This window comes from Acidovorax delafieldii 2AN, assembly GCF_000175235.1.
Classification (GTDB): Bacteria; Pseudomonadota; Gammaproteobacteria; order Burkholderiales; family Burkholderiaceae_C; genus Acidovorax; species Acidovorax delafieldii_B.
In genome coordinates this window covers 1-20,090 of record NZ_ACQT01000002.1, presented here as the reverse complement: position 1 = coordinate 20,090, position 20,090 = coordinate 1, and the positions used below count along the sequence as shown (strand labels likewise).

Here is a 20,090-nt window from a genome sequence, read left to right as displayed (position 1 = left end):
GGCTGGCCCGCCGGACGGGTGGCCGCCGGATGTCCAAAGATGTCTTGATGTTGGGGCCTTCCACGGCAGAGTCGCCCTCGTCGCCAAGAGCCATTGGAATTAATTGGAGGGGGCGTCAGCGCGCCCGCGGCTGGGAGTTCAATGGGAGCCCTGAACCCGGGAGCACGGTGGCAGTGTCCATTGACGGGGTGCCAGTGGGCACGGTGACCGCCTCCGGCGTGGGTGCATGGTCGTTTACACCGCCAGCGCCGCTTGCAGCGGGTCCCCACACCGTGGAGGCCACCGCCACGGACGCCGCGGGCAATGCGTCGGCTGCGTCTGCAGTCGTCAATTTTTCCATTGCTGGGGTGGCCGCGGCGCCTGCGGCCGTTCCGTCGTTGGGGACGTGGGGTTTGCTGGGGCTCACATCCCTGATGGGGCTGTGGGGGCTTGGCGCGCTTCGGCGGAGGGATTGATGTTTTTTTGGGGAAAACTGCTCGCAGCCCCTGTTCTGTGGTCTTTCATCGCTATTGAAAAGATAGTTTTTGGCGCTTGCTGCTCCGTCTTTGCACGCCCATTTGGTGCGAATGGGTGAAAGCACGGGCTTCGGTGGGAAAATCAAGGGTTTTCCCCGGGGCGCCGCGCCCCGCCTTTTCAACTTTCGAGAACCGCCACACCATGAAGAAGATCGCCGCCGTTGCCCTGCTGTCGCTGGGTGCCCTGCTGGCCGCATGCTCCAAGCAGGAGAGCGCTCCCGCTGCCGCACCCGCGCCGGCACCTGCCGCCGCCACGAAGATCGTTGTCGGCCTGGACGACAACTTTCCGCCCATGGGTTTTCGCGACGACAAGAACCAGCTGGTCGGCTTTGACATCGACATGGCCAAGGAAGCCGCCAAACGCCTGGGCCTGGAAGTGGAATTCAAGCCGATCGACTGGAGCGCCAAGGAAGCCGAACTGTCGGGCAAGCGCGTGGATGCGCTGTGGAACGGCCTGACCATCACCGAAGAGCGCAAGCAGAACATCGCCTTCACCGCGCCCTACATGGAAAACCACCAGATCATCGTGGTGCCCGCCGGTTCGGCCATCAAGACCAAGGCCGATCTGGCCGGCAAGGTGGTGGGCGCGCAGGAAGGCTCCAGCGCCGTGGACGCCATCAAGAAGGAAGACGCCGTCTTCAAGTCGTTCAAGGAATTCAAGACCTTTGGCGACAACGTGACCGCCCTGATGGACCTGACCACCGGCCGCCTCGAAGCGGTGGTGGTGGACGAGGTGGTGGGCCGCTACTACGTGGCCAAGAAGCCTGACGCCTATGCCGTGCTGGGCGACAACTTCGGCACCGAAGAATATGGCGTGGGCCTGCGCAAGGACGATACCGAATTGCACGGCAAGCTTGAAAAAGCCCTGGCCGACATGAAGGCCGACGGCGCCGCCGCCAAGATTGCCGAGCAGTGGTTCGGCAAGAACATCATCAAGTAAATAGCGGCCGTCGCTGAGACGGCACGCCCCCGGCACCGGCTGCCCATGCGGGTTTGCCGGTGCTTTTTTGTGGCGGCCGCACAGGCCGCGACAATCAGGGGCCGGCGCCTGTGCCGGACGCCGAGGCAATACGCATGGACTACGTTTTTTCCCTTCTGGGGCCGCTGGCGCAGGGCGCCACCGTCACCCTGAAGCTGTTCGCGATCACGCTCGTGCTCGCCGTGCCGCTCGGCCTGGTGCTGGCGCTGGCGCGGCTGTCGCATTTCAAGCCGCTGTCGGCGGCCGTCAATGGCTACATCTGGCTCATGCGCGGCACGCCGCTCATGCTGCAGATGCTGTTCATCTATTTCGCTCTGCCCTTCGTGCCGGTGATCGGCGTGCGCCTGCCCGACTTTCCGGCCGCCGTGGTGGCGTTCGCGCTGAACTACGCGGCCTACTTCGCCGAGATCTTCCGCGCCGGCATCCAGTCGGTGGACCGCGGTCAGTACGAGGCCGCCAAGGTGCTGGGCATGAACTACGGCCAGACCATGCGCCGCATCGTGCTGCCGCAGATGGTGCGCAGCATCCTGCCTCCCATGAGCAATGAGACCATCACCCTGGTCAAGGACACCTCGCTGATCTACGTGCTGGCCCTGAACGATCTGCTGCGCGCCGCGCGCGGCATCGTGCAGCGCGACTTCACCACCACGCCCTTCATCGTGGCCGCGGCCTTCTACCTCATCATGACCCTGGTGCTCACCTGGGGCTTCCAGCGCCTGGAGAAACGCTATGCCAAATACGATGAATGACGGCGCCAGCGGCAGCGCGCCCATGATCGAGGCGCGGGGCGTGCACAAGGCCTTTGGCTCCACGCAGGTGCTGCGGGGCGTGTCGCTGCAGGTCGCACGCGGCGAGGTGGTGGCCATCATCGGCCCCTCGGGCTCGGGCAAAAGCACCTTCTTGCGCTGCCTGAACCACCTGGAAACCATCGACCGCGGCCACGTCGCCATCGAGGGCGAGACGCTGGCCACCACCGACGCGCAGGGCCGTTGCACCTACGTGCCCGACACCGAGGTGCGCCGCATCTGCGCCAAAACCGGCATGGTGTTCCAGCACTTCAACCTGTTTCCCCACCTCACGGTGCTGGAAAACCTGATCGAGGCGCCCCTGGTGGTGCGAGGCCTCGCGCGCGACGTGGCGGTGGCCCGGGCCGAGGCCCTGTTGGCCAAGGTGGGTCTGTCGGCCAAGCGCGACAACTACCCCTCGCGCCTGTCGGGTGGCCAAAAGCAGCGCGTCGCCATTGCACGGGCGTTGTGCATGGAGCCGGACATCATGCTGTTTGATGAACCCACTTCCGCTCTCGACCCCGAACTCACCGGCGAAGTGCTGCGCACCATGCGGGAACTGGCCGAGGAGCACATGACCATGCTGGTGGTCACGCACGAAATGGGTTTTGCACGCGAGGTGGCGAACACGGTGGCCTTCATGGACCAGGGCGAACTGGTGGCTGCCCGGCCAGCAGCAGAGTTCTTTGCCGACCCAGGCCATGAACGGGCGCGGGTGTTTTTGCAGCACATGCTGTGATTTGAATCCAAAGATGGCTGTGGCGCTTGTGCGGTAAGCACGTGTTGCTATTGTTTTTGATTAATGGGGCGCACTGGTGGAAGAGGGCCCGCCGGCAGCAAGGAAGCAGGCAGGAATCTGCTGCGTGCTGCGTGGGTGCCTGCGCTCGCCCGGCGGTGGCGGCCGCGGGGGCTGCGTCGGGGCGGACTGCGGGTTCCGCAGCGAGGGCACCAGCAATGCGCTGCGCGGCGAAACGCCCCGACAACCAACGTCGCCGTCCCGGGCGGAACTTGTCACGAGTTTCTTAGAACCGTCAAGCATAGCTGAGCGTCATATCCAAACCACAGGTTTTAATGATGGGCGCGGCATATCCAAGGGGTTTCCCCTATGATGCTGAGCCTGCCGTCAGGGCCCCGGCCCTTGGCGGCGTTTTTTGTCCTGCACCATGCCATCCACCGATTCCTTGCCTGCCCCAGCGCTGGCGGAACTGCGCAACGTCACCTTCGGGTACGGTGAGCGCGTGATCCTGCGCGACGTTTCGCTGAAGATCCCGCGCGGCAAGGTGACGGCGCTCATGGGCGCGTCGGGCGGGGGCAAGACCACGGTGCTGCGCCTGATTGGCGGCCAGTACCGGGCGCAACAGGGGGAAGTCCTGTTCGACCAGCAGGACGTGGGGCGCATGGATGCGGCGGGCCTCTATGCGGCGCGGCGGCGCATGGGCATGCTGTTCCAGTTCGGCGCCCTGTTCACGGACCTGAACGTGTTTGAGAACGTGGCGTTTCCGCTGCGCGAGCACACCGACCTTTCCGAAGCGCTGGTGCGCGACATCGTGCTCATGAAGCTCCATGCAGTGGGTTTGCGTGGCGCGCGGGATCTCATGCCCAGCCAGATATCTGGCGGCATGGCGCGGCGTGTGGCGCTGGCCCGCGCCATTGCACTGGACCCCGAACTCGTCATGTACGACGAACCCTTTGCCGGGCTCGACCCCATTTCGCTGGGAACCGCCGCGCAGCTCATCCGCCAACTGAATGATGCAATGGGCCTGACCACCATCCTGGTTTCGCACGACCTCGAGGCCACCTTTGCGCTGGCCGACCACGTGATCATTCTGGGCGCCGGTGTGGTGGCGGCCCAGGGCACACCCGATGAGGTGCGGTCCAGCCCCGACCCGCTGGTGCACCAGTTCGTGAACGCACTGCCCACAGGTCCCGTGCCTTTCCATTACCCAGGCCCGGGCGTGGACGCCGACTTCGGCCCGCTGGACGGGAGGTCCGCATGAGCTGGTGGCGACCTTCCGACGTGGGGCTGGCCGTGCGCCGCCAACTGGCCGACGTGGGGCAGGCGGCACGCCTGTTCGGGCAACTGGTGCGCCTGTTCCCTGCCGCCGTGCAGCGGCCGGGTCTGGTGCGTGACCAGGTGCATTTCCTGGGCAACTATTCGCTGGCCATCATTGCCGTGTCGGGCCTGTTTGTGGGCTTCGTGATGGCGCTGCAGGGCTACTACACCCTGCAGGATTTCGGCTCCACCGAGGCCCTGGGCCAGCTGGTGGCGCTGAGCCTGTTGCGCGAACTGGGGCCGGTGATCACGGCCCTGCTGTTTGCGGGGCGCGCCGGCACGTCGCTCACGGCAGAGATCGGCCTGATGCGCGCCGGTGAGCAACTGAGCGCCATGGAGATGATGGCCGTCGACCCGGTGCGGCGCATTCTGGTGCCGCGCTTCTGGGCGGGGGTGATCGCCATGCCCGTGCTGGCGACGGTGTTCAGCGCAGTGGGCGTGATGGGCGGATGGGTCGTCGCAGTGGTGATGATCGGCCTCGACGGAGGGGCGTTCTGGAGCCAGATGCAGGGCGGCGTGGATGTTTTCAGCGACCTGGGCAACAGCCTCATCAAGAGCCTGGTGTTCGGTTTCACCGTCACCTTCGTGGCCTTGCTGCAGGGCTATACGGCCAAACCCACGCCCGAAGGGGTTTCGCGTGCCACCACGCGCACCGTGGTGATGGCCTCGCTAGCGGTGCTGGCGCTGGACTTTGTCCTCACGGCCACCATGTTCAGTATCTGACGCCGGCGCAGCCGGCGGCACAAGGGAAAGCACGATGCAACAATCCAAAAACGATGTCTGGGTGGGCCTGTTTGTCATGCTGGGCGTCGCGGCGCTGGTGTTTCTGGCGCTGCAGTCGGCCAATCTGCTGCACCTGAATTTCCAGACGGGCTACCGCGTGACGGCGCGCTTTGACAACATTGGCGGGCTCAAGCCCAAGGCCGCGGTGCGCAGCGCCGGCGTGGTGGTCGGGCGCGTGGAATCGATCACATTTGACGACAAGACCTTTCAGGCCCGCGTGACGTTGGAGCTGGACAAGCGCTACGCTTTCCCCAAGGACAGCTCGCTCAAGATTTTGACCAGCGGGCTGCTGGGCGAGCAGTACATCGGCATCGAGGCGGGGGCCGACGAAAAGAACCTGGCAGCCGGCGACACCGTGTCGGCCACCCAGTCTGCCGTGGTGCTGGAAAACCTCATCGGGCAGTTTCTCTACAGCAAGGCCGAGGACGGCGGTAAAACCCCCGACGCAGGAAGAAAAAAATGACAACATCGATGACTGCGGGCCCGGCCCGCAACAAGGGGGCGTACGGGCCAGCCACGGCGGGCCTGCGCTGGTGCGCGCTGGTGCTGGGCGCGGTGTTGCTGGCAGGCTGTGCAAGCGGTCCCGGGGCCAATCCCAATGACCCCCTGGAGCCCTACAACCGCAGCATGACCCGTTTCAACGACGACGTGGACACCGCGCTGCTCAAGCCCGTGGCCACGGCCTACAAGGAGGTCGTCCCCTCTACGGTGCGCACGGGGGTGAACAACTTCTTTGGCAATCTCGGCGATGCTTGGTCGTTCGTGAACAGTGTCCTGCAATTGCGCGCAGAGGAGGCCTTGTCCAGCCTGGTGCGTTTCAATGTGAACACGGTGTTCGGGTTGGGCGGTGTGTTCGACGTGGCCTCCGAGATGGGTGTGGAGCGCAACCGGCAGGACTTCGGCCTCACGCTCGGGCGCTGGGGCGTGCCCACCGGCCCTTATCTGGTGCTGCCCCTGCTGGGGCCTTCCACGGTGCGCGACACGGCGGCGCTGCCGGTTGACATGCAGGGCAATCTGGTGCGCCAGGTGGATCCGGTGTCCACGCGCAATTCCCTCTATGCCCTGCGGGCGGTGGACACCCGTGCCAGCCTGCTGGGCGCGGGCGCCGTGCTCGAAGGCGCCGCGCTCGACAAATACAGCTTCACGCGCGACGTGTACCTGCGGGTGCGTGCCCAGCGCTCCGAGCGTCCGGGCGCGCACGACGCAAACGGTGACGACATGGGCGGCGTGCTTCCCCCCGAGCCAGACCGCTGAGTCGCGCGCGGAGCTTGCGCATCGTTGCAATGTTTGCCTGCGTGCAACGTGGCGATGCATGGCGTACACGGTGGCGCCCCACAATGCAAAGACAGGGTGACCCGTTCGCCCGATGGAGTGATTTTTATGATGAATCGACGTAACCTGGGCCGCATGGCGGCCATGCTGGCAGTGGCCGCGTCCGTGGCCATGCCCTGGGCGGCCCAAGCTGCCGATGAGGCGCCCGACGCGCTGATCAAGCGCCTGTCCACCGAAGTGATCGACAGCGTGCGGGGCGACAAGGCCATCCAGGCCGGAGACATCAGCAAGGTGATCTCGCTGGTGGACAAGATCGTCATGCCCAACGTCAACTTCCGGCGCATGACGGCCGCCGCCGTGGGGCCGGGCTGGCGCCAGGCCAGCCCCGAGCAGCAAAAGCGGCTGCAGGAAGAATTCAAGATCCTGCTGGTGCGCACTTACGCGGGCGCTTTGGCCCAGGTGAGCGACCAGACCATCCACATGAAACCCCTGCGCGCCGCCGCTGATGACAAGGACGTGCTGGTACGCACCGAGGTCACGGGCCGGGGCGACCCGATCCAGCTCGACTACCGCCTCGAGAAAACCCCGGGCGAAGGCGCCGGCTGGAAGATCTACAACCTTAACGTGCTGGGCGTGTGGCTGGTGGAAACCTACCGTGGCCAATTCGCGCCCGAGGTCAACGCCCGCGGGGTGGACGGCCTCATCCAGGCGCTGGTGGCGCGCAACAAGACCAATGCCGCCAAGGGCTGACGGCGAGAACCCGCGCATGCTGGTGCTTCCCTCCGAGCTCACCCACCGCCAGGCCAGTGGCTGCCTGCGCATGCTGGTGCAGGGCCTTAAAGTGCTCAAAGGGCCCGAGTTGGTGGTGGATGCCAGCGCCCTGGCGGTATTTGACACTTCGGCCCTGGCCGTCCTGCTGGAGTGCCGCCGCGAGGCGCTGGCGGAACGCAAGTCTTTTGCCGTCAAGGGCCTGCCTGCATCGCTTGCCGGCATGGCGGGGCTCTACGGCGTCGATACCCTGTTGCCGGTCGCCGGCTGACAACGCGCGCAGCGCCTGCAAAGTCCTTCGCCGACGCGGGGGGCGCAGCCACCCGGCGGGCAGCCGGTGGGCCGAGACCGTAAAATCACAGGCTCCCATGCCCGCAGTCTCATTCCAAGCCATCTCCAAGACCTTTGCCACGCCCAAAGGCCCTTTCCAGGCACTGAACCAGGTCAGCCTGGATATTGAGGAAGGCGAGTTCTTCGGGCTCCTCGGCCCCAACGGTGCCGGCAAAACCACCCTCATCAGCATCCTGGCCGGCCTGGCAAGGGCCACCAGCGGGCGTGTGCTGGTGCAGGGCAGCGACGTGCAGGCCAATTTTGCCGAGGCGCGGCGCAAGCTGGGCGTGGTGCCGCAGGAACTGGTGTTTGACCCGTTCTTCAACGTGCGCGAGGCGCTGCGCTTCCAGTCGGGCTATTTCGGCGTGAAGAACAACGATGCCTGGATCGATGAACTGCTGGCCAACCTGGGGCTGTCTGACAAGGCCAACGCCAACATGCGCCAGCTCTCGGGCGGCATGAAGCGCCGCGTGCTGGTGGCGCAGGCCCTGGTGCACAAGCCGCCCATCATCGTGCTGGACGAGCCCACGGCCGGCGTAGACGTGGAGCTGCGCCAGACGCTGTGGCACTTCATTGCCCGCCTGAACAAGGAAGGCCATACGGTGCTGCTCACCACGCATTACCTCGAAGAGGCCGAAGCCTTGTGCGGCCGCATCGCCATGCTCAAGGCCGGGCGGGTGGTGGCGCTCAACCGCACGTCCGAGCTGCTCAAGACGGCCTCGGGCAGCGTGCTGCAGTTCAAGACCGACGCCGCGCTGCCCCCGTCGCTGGACGCCATTGCACGGGTCACCGGCCGCATTGTCCAGTTGCCCGCGCACGATGCGGCAGACATCGAAAACCATCTGGCCGTCCTGCGCATTGCCGGGGTTGAGGTCCAGGACATGGAAATTCGCCGCCCGGACCTGGAAGACGTGTTCCTGCAGGTGATGTCGGGAACTTCTGCGTCGAACATCCCCATGTCGGAGGTGGCCCTGTGATCGGCTGGCAGACCCTGTTTTACAAAGAGGTGCTGCGCTTCTGGAAGGTGAGCTTCCAGACCGTGGCCGCGCCCGTGCTCACCGCCGTGCTCTACCTGCTGATCTTTGGCCATGTGCTCGAAGACCATGTGAAGGTCTACGACCGCATCAGCTACACGGCTTTCCTGGTGCCGGGCCTCGTGATGATGAGCGTGTTGCAGAACGCCTTTGCCAACAGCTCCTCGAGCCTGATCCAGAGCAAGATCATGGGCAGCCTGGTGTTCGTGCTGCTCACGCCGCTGTCGCACTGGGCGTGGTTTGTGGCCTACGTGGGCTCGTCTGTGGTGCGCGGGCTGGTTGTGGGGCTGGGGGTGTTCATCGTCACCCTGGTGTTTGCGCGGCCCGAGTTCGCTGCGCCGCTGTGGATTCTGGTGTTCGCGTTGCTGGGCGCCGCGCTGCTGGCCACGCTGGGGGTGATTGCCGGCCTGTGGGCCGACAAGTTCGACCAGATGGCGGCATTCCAGAACTTCGTCATCGTGCCCATGACCTTCCTGTCGGGCGTGTTCTATTCGATCCAGTCGCTGCCGCCTTTCTGGCAGACCGTGAGCCACCTGAACCCGTTTTTCTACATGATCGACGGCTTCCGCTATGGCTTCTTCGGGCAGAGCGACACCTCTCCCTGGCTCAGCCTGGGCATCGTGGCCATTGCATGGCTGGCCGTCAGCGCCCTGGCCGTGCACCTGCTGCGCACGGGCTACAAGATCAGGACATGAAATACCCTTCGAGCTGCCCCGCGCCTTGCTGCTTCAGCGGGGCCTTTGCCGCGCGCCGGCAAAGCCGGTTTTCCGCCGCCGGGCAGCCCGAGGGCGAGCGCCGGCTTCCTGCGCCCTGGGCGGCGCACAACGCATTGGATGACTGACATGACTGCCGACCAACTCAAAGACATCATCTCCGCCGGCATGGCCTGCGAATACATCACTCTCGAGGGTGACGGCCGCCACTGGTACGCCACCATCGTCTCGGCCGAGTTCGAGGGCAAGCGGGCCATCCAGCGCCACCAGCGGGTGTACGCCACGCTGGGCGCCAAACTGGCCAACGACGAGGTGCACGCCCTGTCGATGAAGACCTTCACCCCCGCCGAGTGGGCGGCGCAGGCGCAGTGATACTGCCCGCCGCTCTTGTTTTTATAGCTGCTTGCGCACGATTCATAAGCGCTAGAGGCACTTTTTATTCATATACCTGGTTTTCGAGATGGACAAACTCCTGATCCGCGGCGGGCGCGCCCTGCATGGCGAGGTGCTGGTTTCTGGCGCCAAGAACGCCGCATTGCCGGAGTTGTGTGCCGCGCTGCTCACGGCAGACCCGGTCACGCTGCTCAACGTGCCCCGGCTGCAGGACGTGAGCACCATGCTCAAGCTGATCCGCAACATGGGCGTGGCGGCCGAGCGCGCTGACGATGGCACGGTGCGCATCGATGCCAGCGCGCTGAGCACGCCCGAGGCGCCGTACGAGCTGGTCAAGACCATGCGCGCATCGGTGCTGGCCCTGGGCCCGCTGCTGGCCCGCTTTGGCGAGGCCACGGTGTCACTGCCCGGCGGCTGCGCCATCGGCTCGCGCCCGGTGGATCAGCACATCAAGGGCATGGCCGCCATGGGCGCCGAGATCGTGGTCGAGCACGGCTACATGATCGCCAAGCTGCCCACGGGCTGGACGCGTCTGAAGGGCGCGCGCATCACCACCGACATGGTCACCGTAACGGGCACCGAGAACTTCCTCATGGCCGCAGCCCTGGCCGAGGGCGAGACCGTGCTCGAAAACGCTGCGCAAGAGCCGGAGATTTCGGACCTGGCCGAAATGCTGATCGCCATGGGCGCGAAGATCGAAGGCCACGGCACCAGCCGCATCCGCATCCAGGGCGTCGAAAAGCTGCACGGCTGCACGCACCGCGTGGTGGCCGATCGCATCGAGGCGGGCACCTTCCTGTGTGCCGTGGCCGCCACCGGCGGTGACGTGGTGCTGCGCCATGGCCGTGCCGACCACCTCGACGCCGTGATCGACAAGCTGCGCGAGGCGGGCGCCGACGTGCAGGCCGTCGAAGGCGGCATCCGCGTGCAAAGCGCGGGCGGGGCCACGCTCAAGGCACAGGGCTTTCGCACCACCGAATACCCCGGTTTTCCCACCGACATGCAGGCGCAGTTCATGGCGCTCGACTGCGTTGCACAGGGCACGGCCACGGTGACCGAGACCATTTTTGAAAACCGCTTCATGCACGTCAACGAACTGCTGCGCCTGGGGGCCAAGATTCAGGTCGATGGCAAGGTGGCGGTGATCGAGGGCGTGGGCACGGCGGGCCGCCTGTCGGGCGCCACCGTCATGGCCACCGATCTGCGCGCTTCGGCCAGCTTGGTCATCGCCGGGCTGGTGGCCACTGGCGAGACCGTGGTCGACCGCATCTACCATCTCGACCGTGGCTACGACTGCATGGAAGCCAAGCTGCGCGGCATCGGCGCGGACATTGAAAGAATTCGATGAGCATGATCACCCTCGCCCTGTCCAAGGGCCGCATCTTTGAAGAAACCCTGCCGCTGCTGGCGGCCGCCGGCATCGAGGTGCTGGAAGACCCCGAAAAATCACGCAAGCTCATCCTGCCCACCAACCAGCCCGGCGTGCGCGTGGTGCTGGTGCGTGCCACCGACGTGCCCACCTATGTGGAATATGGCGGCGCCGACCTGGGCGTGACGGGCAAGGACACCCTCATCGAGCACGGCGGCCAGGGCCTGTACCAGCCGCTCGACCTGCGCATTGCCAAATGCCGCGTGAGCGTGGCCGTGCGCAACGATTTCGACTACGCCCAGGCCGTGAAGAAAGGTTCGCGCCTGAAGGTGGCCACCAAATACACCTCGATCGCACGCGATTTCTTTGCCAGCAAGGGGGTGCACGTCGACATGGTCAAGCTCTATGGCAGCATGGAACTCGCGCCCCTCACGGGCCTGGCCGATGCCATCGTGGACCTGGTGTCCACGGGCAACACGCTCAAGGCCAACCATCTGGTCGAGGTGGAGCGCATCATGGACATCAGCTCGCATCTGGTGGTCAACCAGGCGGCGCTCAAGCTCAAGCAGGCGCCGTTGCGCCGCATCATCGATGCGTTTGCGTCGGCCATTCCTGCACAGTCCTGAGCGGTCGTACGTGCCAAATCGTGCTTGCCCGTGCGCTGGGGCGGTTTCACAATCGCGCCCGCGCAGATGATGTATCTGCGCATAACAAAAAAGGCACGTATGTTGAAGAAGGCAGTTTTGCTGGGATTTTTGGTTCTGAGCGGCGTGTCCCATGCCGCAGACGCGGATTTCACACTGGTCAATCGGACGGGTTACGCATTGAACGAGGTCTACATATCACCCACTCAAAAGGACAATTGGGGCAAAGACCGACTCGGTAGCAATCAACTGCTCAATGGGCAGGCCCGAAAGTTCAAATTTGGTGACACCAAAAACTGCGTTCAGGACATCAAGGTCATATTTACAGACGATGGGTCGGAGGTCGAGTGGGAGGGGCTCAACCTCTGTGAACTTGACAAAATCACCCTGCGTTACAACCGCAAGACACGTGAAGTGTCTGCTGATACAGAGTAATCAGCGTAAGACAACATCGACGGAAATCCATGAAAGCCACGCCTGCACGTTTGCGCACCGACAGTGCCAATTTTGAGTCTGCCTTTCAGGCCCGCCTGCACTGGTCGGCCGACACCGACGCCGCCATCGAGCAACGCGTGGCCGACATCCTGGCCGACGTGCGCCAGCGCGGCGACGCGGCGGTGCTCGAGTACACCGCGCGCTTCGACGGGCTGCAGGCCGGCGCCATGGCTGCACTGGAGCTGACGCAGGCCGAGCTCAAGGCCGCCTTCGACACCCTTCCCGCTGCCCAGCGCGATGCGCTGCAGGCGGCGGCAACCCGTGTGCGCAAGTACCACGAGGCCCAGAAAAAAGCCTCCGGTGAGAGCTGGAGCTACCGTGACGAAGACGGCACGTTGCTCGGCCAGAAGGTCACGCCGCTCGACCGCGTGGGCATCTACGTGCCCGGCGGCAAGGCAGCCTACCCCAGCAGCGTGCTCATGAATGCCATCCCCGCGCACGTGGCGGGCGTGGGCGAGATCATCATGGTCGTGCCCACCCCGCAGGGCGCGAAGAACCTGCTGGTGCTGGCCGCCGCTTACGTGGCCGGCGTCACGCGCGCCTTCACCATCGGCGGCGCGCAGGCCGTGGGTGCCCTGGCCTACGGCACGCAGACCATCCCCAAGGTGGACAAGATCACCGGCCCCGGCAACGCCTATGTCGCCAGCGCCAAGAAGCATGTCTTTGGCACCGTGGGCATCGACATGATTGCCGGCCCGAGCGAAATCCTGGTGCTGGCCGACGGCAGCACGCCGCCCGACTGGGTGGCCATGGACCTCTTTTCGCAGGCCGAGCACGACGAGCTGGCGCAAAGTATCCTGCTGTGCCCCGATGCCGCCTACATCGACGCCGTGCAGGCGGCCATCGACCACCTGCTGCCCACCATGCCGCGTGCCGAGATCATCGCCAAAAGCCTCAGCGGCCGGGGCGCGCTGATCCTCACGAAAGACATGGAAGAGGCCTGCGCCATCAGCAACCGCATTGCGCCAGAGCACCTGGAAGTGAGCAGCAGCGAGCCGCACCGCTGGGAGCCGCTGCTGCGCCATGCGGGTGCGATCTTCCTGGGCGCTTACACCAGCGAGTCCCTGGGCGACTACTGCGCCGGCCCCAACCACGTGCTGCCCACCAGCGGCACGGCACGGTTTTCGTCCCCGCTGGGCGTGTACGACTTCCAGAAGCGCAGCAGCCTCATCGAGGTGAGCGAGGCCGGCGCCCAGACGCTGGGCGCCATCGCCAGCGTGCTGGCCCATGGCGAGGGCCTGCAGGCCCACGCCCAGGCGGCGGAGATGCGGTTGAAACGATAGAAGCCGCAGGAGTCAATGCTCCTAAAGAAAAATAGCTGCTCGCGCCGGATCATCAGGCGCAAGCAGCTATTTTTGTTGAGGGTGCCGGCTGCGGGTTGCTTATGTGGGCTGCCCGAGTTCCCAGCTGCTCCTCAGCGCCGACAGTGCCAACAGCGTGCATTGGCGCGTTCAAGCCTCCCGCCGCCAGCTGGCCATCGCAGCGAATGAGCGCAGGGTGCCCAGGGCAAGGGGCCGTGGGATGGTGAAGGGAGCGTGCCGCGCGTCTGTCGAAGAGTTGCAAAGCAGCCCCATTGCAGAGGGAGTGCCCCGACTGAACACGGCCCTTCAGCGTTCGCGCTCGCTGACGCAAGGCGGCGTCTCTTGGACCCCAATGGAGGGTTGTGGACGCTCTCGGCGCTTACGATTCCGGCCACTCCGGCTCAGGGTTTTGCGCATGCCCAGCGAAGCTGCGGTACACCTCCCTCGGCGCTCACGCGCAGCCGGACTGGGCCGGTGAACGACAGGCGCTGCCCGGGTTCGAGAAAATAATCTTCGAGCTGGCCATCGCAGGTCACCCACGCGCGGCCTTGTCTCACTTCGAGCAGGGCCGTCTCGTTTCGGCGGAAGTCCAGCACGTGCACGGCCTGGGGTGACGCCAGGGCCTGGGTGTGCCACGTGAGCGAGCACGCAGGTTGCTGCTGCCGCGGCAGTGCAGGTGGTGCCGGTGGGGTGGAAGGGAGGAGGGCAGGGGCGTAGTTCATGGGGTGTACTGTGAAAGCACGTGGCGCCGGCCGCCACCCACAGGCAGACACCATCTGGTGCAGTACAGACGACGGGTGCAAGGCATCTGTACTGCACGTACAGATGCGACTTTGTACTGCCCTCTCGCGGGCTTGCCAGTACAGAATGCACCCATGGCCACCAAAGATGACGCACCCCCTCTGTACCTTCGGATCGCCGAACAGCTGGCGCAGCTGATCCGCAATGGCACCCTGGCGCGCGGCGAGAAGCTGCCTTCGGTGCGCGAGCTGGCGCGCCAGCATGGCGTGGCGCAGACCACGGTGGTGCAGGCCTACCACTGGCTGGAGGATGCGCGGCTGATCACGGCGCGTCCGCGCTCGGGCTTCTTCGTGGCGGCGCGGCCCGTGAGCCTGCCCGAGCCCAGCACGCCCCGCCCCCTGCGCCGCCCGCGCGAGGTGTCGGTGGACTGGCTCGGCCAGCGCATCCTGGGCCGCAAGCAGCCCGAAGACATCATCTCCTTCAGCAGTGGCACGCCCGGCCCCGAACTGTTCAACCCCGACCGTGTGCGCCGTGCCGTGGTGCGCGCCGCGCAGCGCCACCGCACCTTGTTGTGCACCTACCCTTCGTCCTCGGGCCATGAGGATGCGCGCCGTGCCATTGCGCGCTACGCCGTGGGCCTGGGCTGCAGCCTGGACCCTGAAAACATCGTGATCACCGGCGGCTGCATGGACAGCATTGCGCTGTGCCTTCGGGCGGTGACTCAGCCGGGCGATGTGGTGGCGCTCGAGTCGCCCACGCATTTTTCGTTTCTGGAGGTGCTGCAGGGCCTGCACCTCAAGGCGCTCGAAATTCCTACGCACCCGCGCCATGGCCTGTCGCTCGATGCGCTGCAACTCGCGCTGGACACCCAGCCCGTCAAGGCCGTAATGGTGGTGCCCACGCTCAGCAACCCGCTGGGCAGCTGCATGCCGCAGGCTGAACGCCGGCGCCTGGCGCAGATGGCGGCGCGCCACGGCCTGGCGGTGATCGAGGATGCGATCTACAACGACCTCGCAGAAATAGACGAGGTGCGCCGCTCGGTCAAGTCCTACGACACCACGGGCCAGGTGATGCTCTGCGATTCATTTTCCAAGACGCTGGCGCCCGGGCTTCGCCTGGGGTGGTTGGAGCCGGGGCGCTGGGCCGACAAGCTGCGCTCCATCAAGGACCTGCAGGCGGGCGGGCAGTCGGCCGTTCTGGAACTGGCGCTGGCCGATCTCATCACCCAGGCGGGCCATGCGGCCGCGATGCGGCAGCTGCGTGCGGCCATCGCGGCGCGCATGGACGAAGTGCGCCGCGCCGTTGCCGCGCATTTTCCGCCGGGCACGCGGGTGAGCGATCCGCCCGGCGGACTGCTGCTGTGGCTGGAACTGCCGCGTGCGCTCGACGCGGTGCAGCTGCACGAAGTCTGCCTGGCGCAGAAGGTGCTAATTGCACCGGGCACCCTGTTCAGCGCCAGCGGGCGGTTTCGCAATTGCCTGCGCATCGGCGTGGGTGGCGACTGGTCGCCCGCGCACCTCGCCGCACTGTGCACCGTGGGCGATGTGGCATGTCGCATGCTGCGCCGGAGGGCACAACTCCGCGCTGCCTGACGCAGTGTAAAGAATCGCCACGAAGTTCGTGGTGCACGAAGTTCGTGTAATATGGCCCCCGTCATGAAGAACATCACGGTCACCATGGACGACGCCGTTGCCGAATGGGTGCGCGTCGAGGCCGCCCGGCGCGGCAGCAGCGTTTCGCGGCTGCTCGGTGAATGGCTGGCCGAGAAGATGCGCCAGGAAGATGCCTACGTCCAGGCCATGCGCGAGGCGCTGAGCTTCGAGACCTGGGGCACCTCCAGTGGCCCCTACGTGCCGCGCGAGACGCTGTTCCGACGCTGAGAACCAGGACGGATTGCATGGCGACGGCCCCGATCTTTGTGGATACCGAAATCCTGCTGGCCAGCGTGGACGAGCGCGATTCGGCGCGCCAGGCCCGCGCGCGCGAATGGATCAGCTTTTGCTGGCAGACGCGCAGCGGCCGCATCAGCTCGCAGGTGCTCAACGAGCTGTACAACCAGGCCATCCAGCGCTTTGATGGGCAACGCGTGGTGCAGCAGGTGCGCGCCCAGGTGCGCCGCCTGCGTGTGTGGCTGCCGCCGCACCTTGATGCATACACCGTGGACGGCGCCTGGGATCTGCAGGACCGCTACCACCTGAGCTACTGGGACGCGCTCATCCTGTCGTCCGCCCACCAGCAGGGCTGCCGCTACCTGCTGACCGAGGCCTTGCCCCACGGCGAGCCGCTGGACGCAGTGCGCCCCATCAACCCCTTTCTTGTTGCACCCTCCGAACTGGACACTGCCGAATGACCACTCCGTCGTCTCCCCTCCAAGCCCTGGCCCGCATCCGTCCCGACGTGCGCGCCATGCACGCGTATGGCGTGCAGCCCTCCGCCGGCATGCTCAAGATGGACGCCATGGAGAACCCCTTCGGCCTGCCCCCGCACCTGCAGGCCGCGCTGGGCCAGCGCCTGGGCATGGTGGCGCTCAACCGCTATCCGGGCGACCGCATTGCCGACCTGAAGGCCGCCCTGGCGCGCTACGCCGGCATGCCCGAGGGCTACGGCATCGTGCTGGGCAACGGGTCGGACGAGCTCATCACCCTGCTGGCCCTGGCCTGCGCACAACCTGGCACGGGCCAGCGTGCCACCATGCTCGCGCCCATGCCGGGCTTCGTGATGTACCCGCTGTCGGCACAGCTGCAGGGCCTCGATTTCGTGGGCGTGCCGCTCACGCCCGACTTTGAGCTGGACGAACCTGCCATGCTGGCCGCCATCGCCCAGCATCGGCCCGCCATCACCTACATCGCCTATCCCAACAACCCCACGGCCACGCTGTGGGACGAGGGCGCCGTGCAGCGCATCATCGACGCCGCGGGCGCGCAGGGCGGCATCGTGGTCATGGACGAGGCCTACCAGCCCTTTGCCAGCCGCACCTGGATCGACCGCATGCGTGCCGAGCCCGCCCGCAACGCCCATGTGCTGCTCATGCGCACGCTCAGCAAGTTTGGCCTGGCGGGTGTGCGCCTGGGCTACCTCATCGGTCCGGCGGCCTTCGTGGCAGAAATCGACAAGGTGCGCCCGCCCTACAACGTGAGCGTGCTCAACTGCGAAGCCGCCCTGTTTGCGCTGGAACACGCCGAGGTGTTTGCCGCCCAGGCCGCCGAACTGGTGGCCCAGCGCACCGTGCTGGTCAAGGCGCTGCGCCAGATGCCGGGTGTAGAAAAATGCTGGGACAGCGAGGCCAACATGGTGTTGATCCGCGTGGCGGATGCGGCCAAAGCCTACGAGGGCATGAAAACCCGCAAGGTTCTGGTCAAGAACGTTTCTACAATGCACCCATTGCTGGCCAACTGCCTGCGTCTCACGGTGGGCGCTGCCCCCGACAACGCGCAGATGCTGGCCGCCCTGCAAGCTTCCCTATGACTTCTTCCGCACTCGTCACCTCCTCACTGGCCGACCCGACGGCCGACCGCACCGCCGAGGTCAGCCGCAACACCGCCGAGACGCGCATCACCGTGCGCATCAACCTCGACGGCACCGGCCAGGCCAAGCTGCACACCGGCATCGGCTTTTTTGACCACATGCTCGACCAGATTGCCCGCCACGGCCTGATCGACCTGGAGATCGACTGCGACGGCGACTTGCACATCGACGGCCACCACTCGGTGGAAGACGTGGGCATCACGCTGGGGCAGGCGTTCGCGCGCGCCGTGGGTGACAAGAAAGGCATCCAGCGCTACGGCCACGCCTATGTGCCGCTCGACGAGGCGCTCTCGCGCGTGGTGGTGGATTTCTCGGGCCGCCCGGGGCTGCACATCGACGTGAAGTTCACGGCGGGCAGCATCGGCCAGCTCGATACGCAGCTGGTGTACGAGTTCTTCCAGGGGTTCGTGAACCACGCGGGTGTCACGCTGCACATCGACAACCTCAAGGGTGTCAACGCCCACCACCAGTGCGAAACCATCTTCAAGGCCTTCGGGCGCACGCTGCGCGCGGCGCTCACGCGCGATCCGCGCGCGGCGGGCGTGATTCCCTCCACCAAGGGTTCTTTGTGATTTTTTTGAAGCAAATCGGGCCCTAGCGCTTGATGGATAAGCGCCAGCAGCTATGAATATGAAAGCAAAAACAGTGGCGGTGGTTGATTACGGCATGGGCAACCTGCGCTCGGTGTCGCAGGCCGTGCAGGCCGCCGCCGTGGGCTCAGGCTGGACCGTGCTCGTCACCCAGCGCCCCGAGGACGTGCGCGCAGCAGAGCGCGTCGTGCTGCCGGGGCAGGGCGCCATGCCCGACTGCATGCGCGAACTGCGCGAATCGGGCCTGCAGGACTCGGTGCTTGAGGCCGCCGCCACCAAGCCGATGTTCGGCGTGTGCGTGGGCATGCAGATGCTGCTGGACCACAGCGCCGAGGGCAATACATCGGGGCTGGGCCTGATCCCTGGCGATGTGCTCAAGTTCGACCTGGCAGGCCGCACCCAGCCCGACGGTAGCCGCTACAAGGTGCCGCAAATGGGCTGGAACCAGGTGCGGCAGGTGCACCACGCCCACCATGCGGGCGGCGTGCACCCGGTATGGGCCGGGGTGCCCGACGACAGCTACTTCTACTTCGTGCACAGTTTCTACGCCGTGCCGCGCGATGCCGCCCACTGCGCCGGGCAAACAGACTACGGCGGTCTGTTTGCCGCGGCCATTGCACGCGATAATATTTTCGCCACCCAGTTTCACCCGGAAAAAAGCGCGGAGCACGGCTTGGCCCTGTACCGCAATTTTCTGCACTGGAACCCCTGATTTCCTCACATCCACCCGTTCGGGCCGAGCACTGACTCGCCCTTTATCCCCCGAACTTCACCACCATGCTGCTCATTCCCGCCATCGACCTCAAGGACGGCCACTGTGTACGCCTCAAGCAAGGCGACATGGACCAATCCACCACCTTTGGTGAAGACCCCGCCGCCATGGCGCGCAAGTGGGTCGATGCCGGCGCGCGCCGGCTGCACCTGGTGGACCTGAACGGTGCCTTCGCGGGGGTGCCCAAGAACCACGGCGCCATCAAATCCATTCTCAAGGCAGTGGGTGACGAGATTCCGGTGCAGCTCGGCGGTGGCATCCGCGACCTGGACACCATCGAAAAATACATTGACGGCGGCCTGCGCTACGTGATCATCGGCACCGCGGCCGTGAAGAACCCCGGCTTCCTCAAGGACGCCTGCAGCGCCTTCGGCGGCCACATCATCGTCGGCCTCGATGCCAAGGACGGCAAGGTGGCCACCGACGGCTGGAGCAAGCTCACCGGCCACGAGGTGGTGGACCTGGCCCGCAAGTTCGAGGACTGGGGCGTCGAATCCATCATCTACACCGACATCGGCCGCGACGGCATGCTGTCGGGCATCAACATCGACGCCACCGTCAAGCTGGCGCAGGCGCTGTCCATCCCCGTGATCGCCTCGGGCGGCCTGTCCAACATGGCCGACATCGAGCAGCTGTGCGCCGTGGAGAGCGAAGGCGTCGAAGGCGTGATCTGCGGCCGGGCCATCTACAGCGGCGACCTCGACTTCGCCGCCGCCCAGGCCCGGGCCGACGCGCTGGGCAATGCAGCCTGACTCCGCGGTGGCCGCGGGCCGCCTGGAGACGGTGCAGGGCCAGCCCTGCATTCGCCTGCAGGCCGCCAACGGCGACAGCGCGCTTGTGGCCTGCCATGGCGCCCAGGTGCTGTCGTGGGTGGCGGACGGGCGCGAGCGCCTCTACCTCAGCCCCCGTGCGGTTTTTTGACGGCCACACGGCCATCCGCGGCGGCATTCCGCTGTGTTTTCCCCAGTTCAATCAGCGCGGTCCGCTGCCCAAGCACGGGTTTGCGCGCAACCTGGCCTGGCGGTGCG

The 20,090-nt window shown here is 65.8% G+C and carries 25 protein-coding genes and 1 pseudogene; 25 read left to right on the top strand and 1 reads right to left on the bottom strand.

Annotated features, from left to right (window positions below; genetic code table 11):
- Positions 1-29 precede the first annotated feature (29 nt).
- The 17 genes from ACDELDRAFT_RS26165 (at position 30) to hisD (ending at position 13,416) form a co-directional block, all read left to right on the top strand.
- Positions 30-455, top strand: coding sequence for an IPTL-CTERM sorting domain-containing protein (locus tag ACDELDRAFT_RS26165; RefSeq protein WP_420042313.1), 426 nt, complete (start codon positions 30-32; stop codon positions 453-455).
- 202 nt (positions 456-657) lie between these two features.
- A complete protein-coding gene (locus ACDELDRAFT_RS00625; RefSeq protein ID WP_005792765.1) occupies positions 658-1,455 on the top strand; it encodes an amino acid ABC transporter substrate-binding protein in 798 nt (265 codons plus the stop codon).
- 134 nt (positions 1,456-1,589) lie between these two features.
- The gene (locus tag ACDELDRAFT_RS00620) at positions 1,590-2,243 is read left to right on the top strand and encodes an amino acid ABC transporter permease (protein ID WP_005792764.1); all 654 of its coding nucleotides are present in this window, start codon (positions 1,590-1,592) and stop codon (positions 2,241-2,243) included.
- Positions 2,224-3,018 (top strand): amino acid ABC transporter ATP-binding protein, encoded by a 795-nt coding sequence (locus tag ACDELDRAFT_RS00615; RefSeq protein WP_005792763.1) that lies wholly within the window; start codon positions 2,224-2,226, stop codon positions 3,016-3,018. Before ACDELDRAFT_RS00620 ends, ACDELDRAFT_RS00615 begins: the two co-directional genes overlap by 20 nt.
- Positions 3,019-3,442: 424 nt before the next feature.
- Positions 3,443-4,276, top strand: coding sequence for an ABC transporter ATP-binding protein (locus ACDELDRAFT_RS00610; protein ID WP_005792762.1), 834 nt, complete (start codon positions 3,443-3,445; stop codon positions 4,274-4,276).
- Entirely contained in the window at positions 4,273-5,055 is a 783-nt protein-coding gene (mlaE, locus tag ACDELDRAFT_RS00605; RefSeq protein ID WP_005792761.1) for a lipid asymmetry maintenance ABC transporter permease subunit MlaE, read from the top strand. Before ACDELDRAFT_RS00610 ends, mlaE begins: the two co-directional genes overlap by 4 nt.
- 34 nt (positions 5,056-5,089) lie before the next feature.
- Positions 5,090-5,578 carry an outer membrane lipid asymmetry maintenance protein MlaD gene (gene mlaD / locus ACDELDRAFT_RS00600; RefSeq protein ID WP_005792760.1) on the top strand — a complete coding sequence of 163 codons (489 nt, stop codon included), beginning with the start codon at positions 5,090-5,092 and terminating at the stop codon, positions 5,576-5,578.
- Complete coding sequence (locus tag ACDELDRAFT_RS00595) at positions 5,575-6,369, top strand: MlaA family lipoprotein (protein WP_005792759.1); 795 nt, start codon at positions 5,575-5,577, stop codon at positions 6,367-6,369. Before mlaD ends, ACDELDRAFT_RS00595 begins: the two co-directional genes overlap by 4 nt.
- Positions 6,370-6,495: 126 nt before the next feature.
- On the top strand, positions 6,496-7,137 hold the full coding sequence (locus ACDELDRAFT_RS00590; RefSeq protein ID WP_005792758.1) for an MlaC/ttg2D family ABC transporter substrate-binding protein: 642 nt from the start codon (positions 6,496-6,498) through the stop codon (positions 7,135-7,137).
- 16 nt (positions 7,138-7,153) lie between these two features.
- Positions 7,154-7,426 (top strand): STAS domain-containing protein, encoded by a 273-nt coding sequence (locus ACDELDRAFT_RS00585; RefSeq protein WP_005792757.1) that lies wholly within the window; start codon positions 7,154-7,156, stop codon positions 7,424-7,426.
- Positions 7,427-7,523: 97 nt separating this feature from the next.
- Complete coding sequence (locus ACDELDRAFT_RS00580) at positions 7,524-8,462, top strand: ABC transporter ATP-binding protein (RefSeq protein WP_005792756.1); 939 nt, start codon at positions 7,524-7,526, stop codon at positions 8,460-8,462.
- A complete protein-coding gene (locus tag ACDELDRAFT_RS00575; RefSeq protein WP_005792755.1) occupies positions 8,459-9,214 on the top strand; it encodes an ABC transporter permease in 756 nt (251 codons plus the stop codon). The genes ACDELDRAFT_RS00580 and ACDELDRAFT_RS00575 overlap by 4 nt, the downstream gene beginning before the upstream one ends.
- A gap of 147 nt (positions 9,215-9,361) precedes the next feature.
- Positions 9,362-9,604, top strand: a complete 243-nt coding sequence (locus ACDELDRAFT_RS00570; protein ID WP_005792754.1) for a BolA family protein — start codon at positions 9,362-9,364, stop codon at positions 9,602-9,604.
- An 88-nt stretch (positions 9,605-9,692) separates the two neighbouring features.
- Complete coding sequence (gene murA / locus ACDELDRAFT_RS00565) at positions 9,693-10,973, top strand: UDP-N-acetylglucosamine 1-carboxyvinyltransferase (RefSeq protein ID WP_005792753.1); 1,281 nt, start codon at positions 9,693-9,695, stop codon at positions 10,971-10,973.
- 2 nt (positions 10,974-10,975) lie between these two features.
- Positions 10,976-11,620, top strand: coding sequence for an ATP phosphoribosyltransferase (hisG, locus tag ACDELDRAFT_RS00560; RefSeq protein WP_420042314.1), 645 nt, complete (start codon positions 10,976-10,978; stop codon positions 11,618-11,620).
- Positions 11,621-11,686: 66 nt separating this feature from the next.
- Entirely contained in the window at positions 11,687-12,073 is a 387-nt protein-coding gene (locus tag ACDELDRAFT_RS00555) for a hypothetical protein (RefSeq protein WP_232504677.1), read from the top strand.
- A gap of 29 nt (positions 12,074-12,102) precedes the next feature.
- Complete coding sequence (gene hisD / locus ACDELDRAFT_RS00550) at positions 12,103-13,416, top strand: histidinol dehydrogenase (protein WP_005792750.1); 1,314 nt, start codon at positions 12,103-12,105, stop codon at positions 13,414-13,416.
- 419 nt (positions 13,417-13,835) lie between these two features.
- Here hisD and ACDELDRAFT_RS23500 read toward each other — a convergent pair whose 3' ends face one another.
- Positions 13,836-14,156 (bottom strand): DUF2917 domain-containing protein, encoded by a 321-nt coding sequence (locus ACDELDRAFT_RS23500; RefSeq protein ID WP_005792749.1) that lies wholly within the window; start codon positions 14,154-14,156, stop codon positions 13,836-13,838.
- Positions 14,157-14,309: 153 nt separating this feature from the next.
- Between ACDELDRAFT_RS23500 and ACDELDRAFT_RS00540 the strand changes: the two genes are divergently transcribed.
- The 8 genes and pseudogenes from ACDELDRAFT_RS00540 to ACDELDRAFT_RS23795 all read left to right on the top strand — a co-directional run.
- The gene (locus ACDELDRAFT_RS00540; RefSeq protein WP_005792748.1) at positions 14,310-15,767 is read left to right on the top strand and encodes an aminotransferase-like domain-containing protein; all 1,458 of its coding nucleotides are present in this window, start codon (positions 14,310-14,312) and stop codon (positions 15,765-15,767) included.
- A 63-nt stretch (positions 15,768-15,830) separates the two neighbouring features.
- Positions 15,831-16,055, top strand: coding sequence for a hypothetical protein (locus tag ACDELDRAFT_RS00535; RefSeq protein WP_040327632.1), 225 nt, complete (start codon positions 15,831-15,833; stop codon positions 16,053-16,055).
- Positions 16,056-16,072: 17 nt separating this feature from the next.
- Positions 16,073-16,525: a PIN domain-containing protein gene (locus ACDELDRAFT_RS00530; protein ID WP_005792746.1), complete on the top strand. Its 453-nt coding sequence runs from the start codon at positions 16,073-16,075 to the stop codon at positions 16,523-16,525.
- Positions 16,522-17,640 carry a histidinol-phosphate transaminase gene (hisC, locus tag ACDELDRAFT_RS00525; protein ID WP_005792745.1) on the top strand — a complete coding sequence of 373 codons (1,119 nt, stop codon included), beginning with the start codon at positions 16,522-16,524 and terminating at the stop codon, positions 17,638-17,640. The genes ACDELDRAFT_RS00530 and hisC overlap by 4 nt, the downstream gene beginning before the upstream one ends.
- On the top strand, positions 17,637-18,272 hold the full coding sequence (gene hisB / locus ACDELDRAFT_RS00520) for an imidazoleglycerol-phosphate dehydratase HisB (protein ID WP_005792744.1): 636 nt from the start codon (positions 17,637-17,639) through the stop codon (positions 18,270-18,272). The genes hisC and hisB overlap by 4 nt, the downstream gene beginning before the upstream one ends.
- A 52-nt stretch (positions 18,273-18,324) precedes the next feature.
- Positions 18,325-19,002: an imidazole glycerol phosphate synthase subunit HisH gene (gene hisH / locus ACDELDRAFT_RS00515; protein WP_005792743.1), complete on the top strand. Its 678-nt coding sequence runs from the start codon at positions 18,325-18,327 to the stop codon at positions 19,000-19,002.
- A 65-nt stretch (positions 19,003-19,067) separates the two neighbouring features.
- Positions 19,068-19,814 carry a 1-(5-phosphoribosyl)-5-[(5-phosphoribosylamino)methylideneamino]imidazole-4-carboxamide isomerase gene (gene hisA, locus ACDELDRAFT_RS00510; protein WP_005792742.1) on the top strand — a complete coding sequence of 249 codons (747 nt, stop codon included), beginning with the start codon at positions 19,068-19,070 and terminating at the stop codon, positions 19,812-19,814.
- Positions 19,804-20,090 (top strand): annotated as a pseudogene (locus ACDELDRAFT_RS23795) (aldose epimerase family protein); the annotation flags it as partial. The gene hisA and the pseudogene ACDELDRAFT_RS23795, both read left to right, overlap by 11 nt.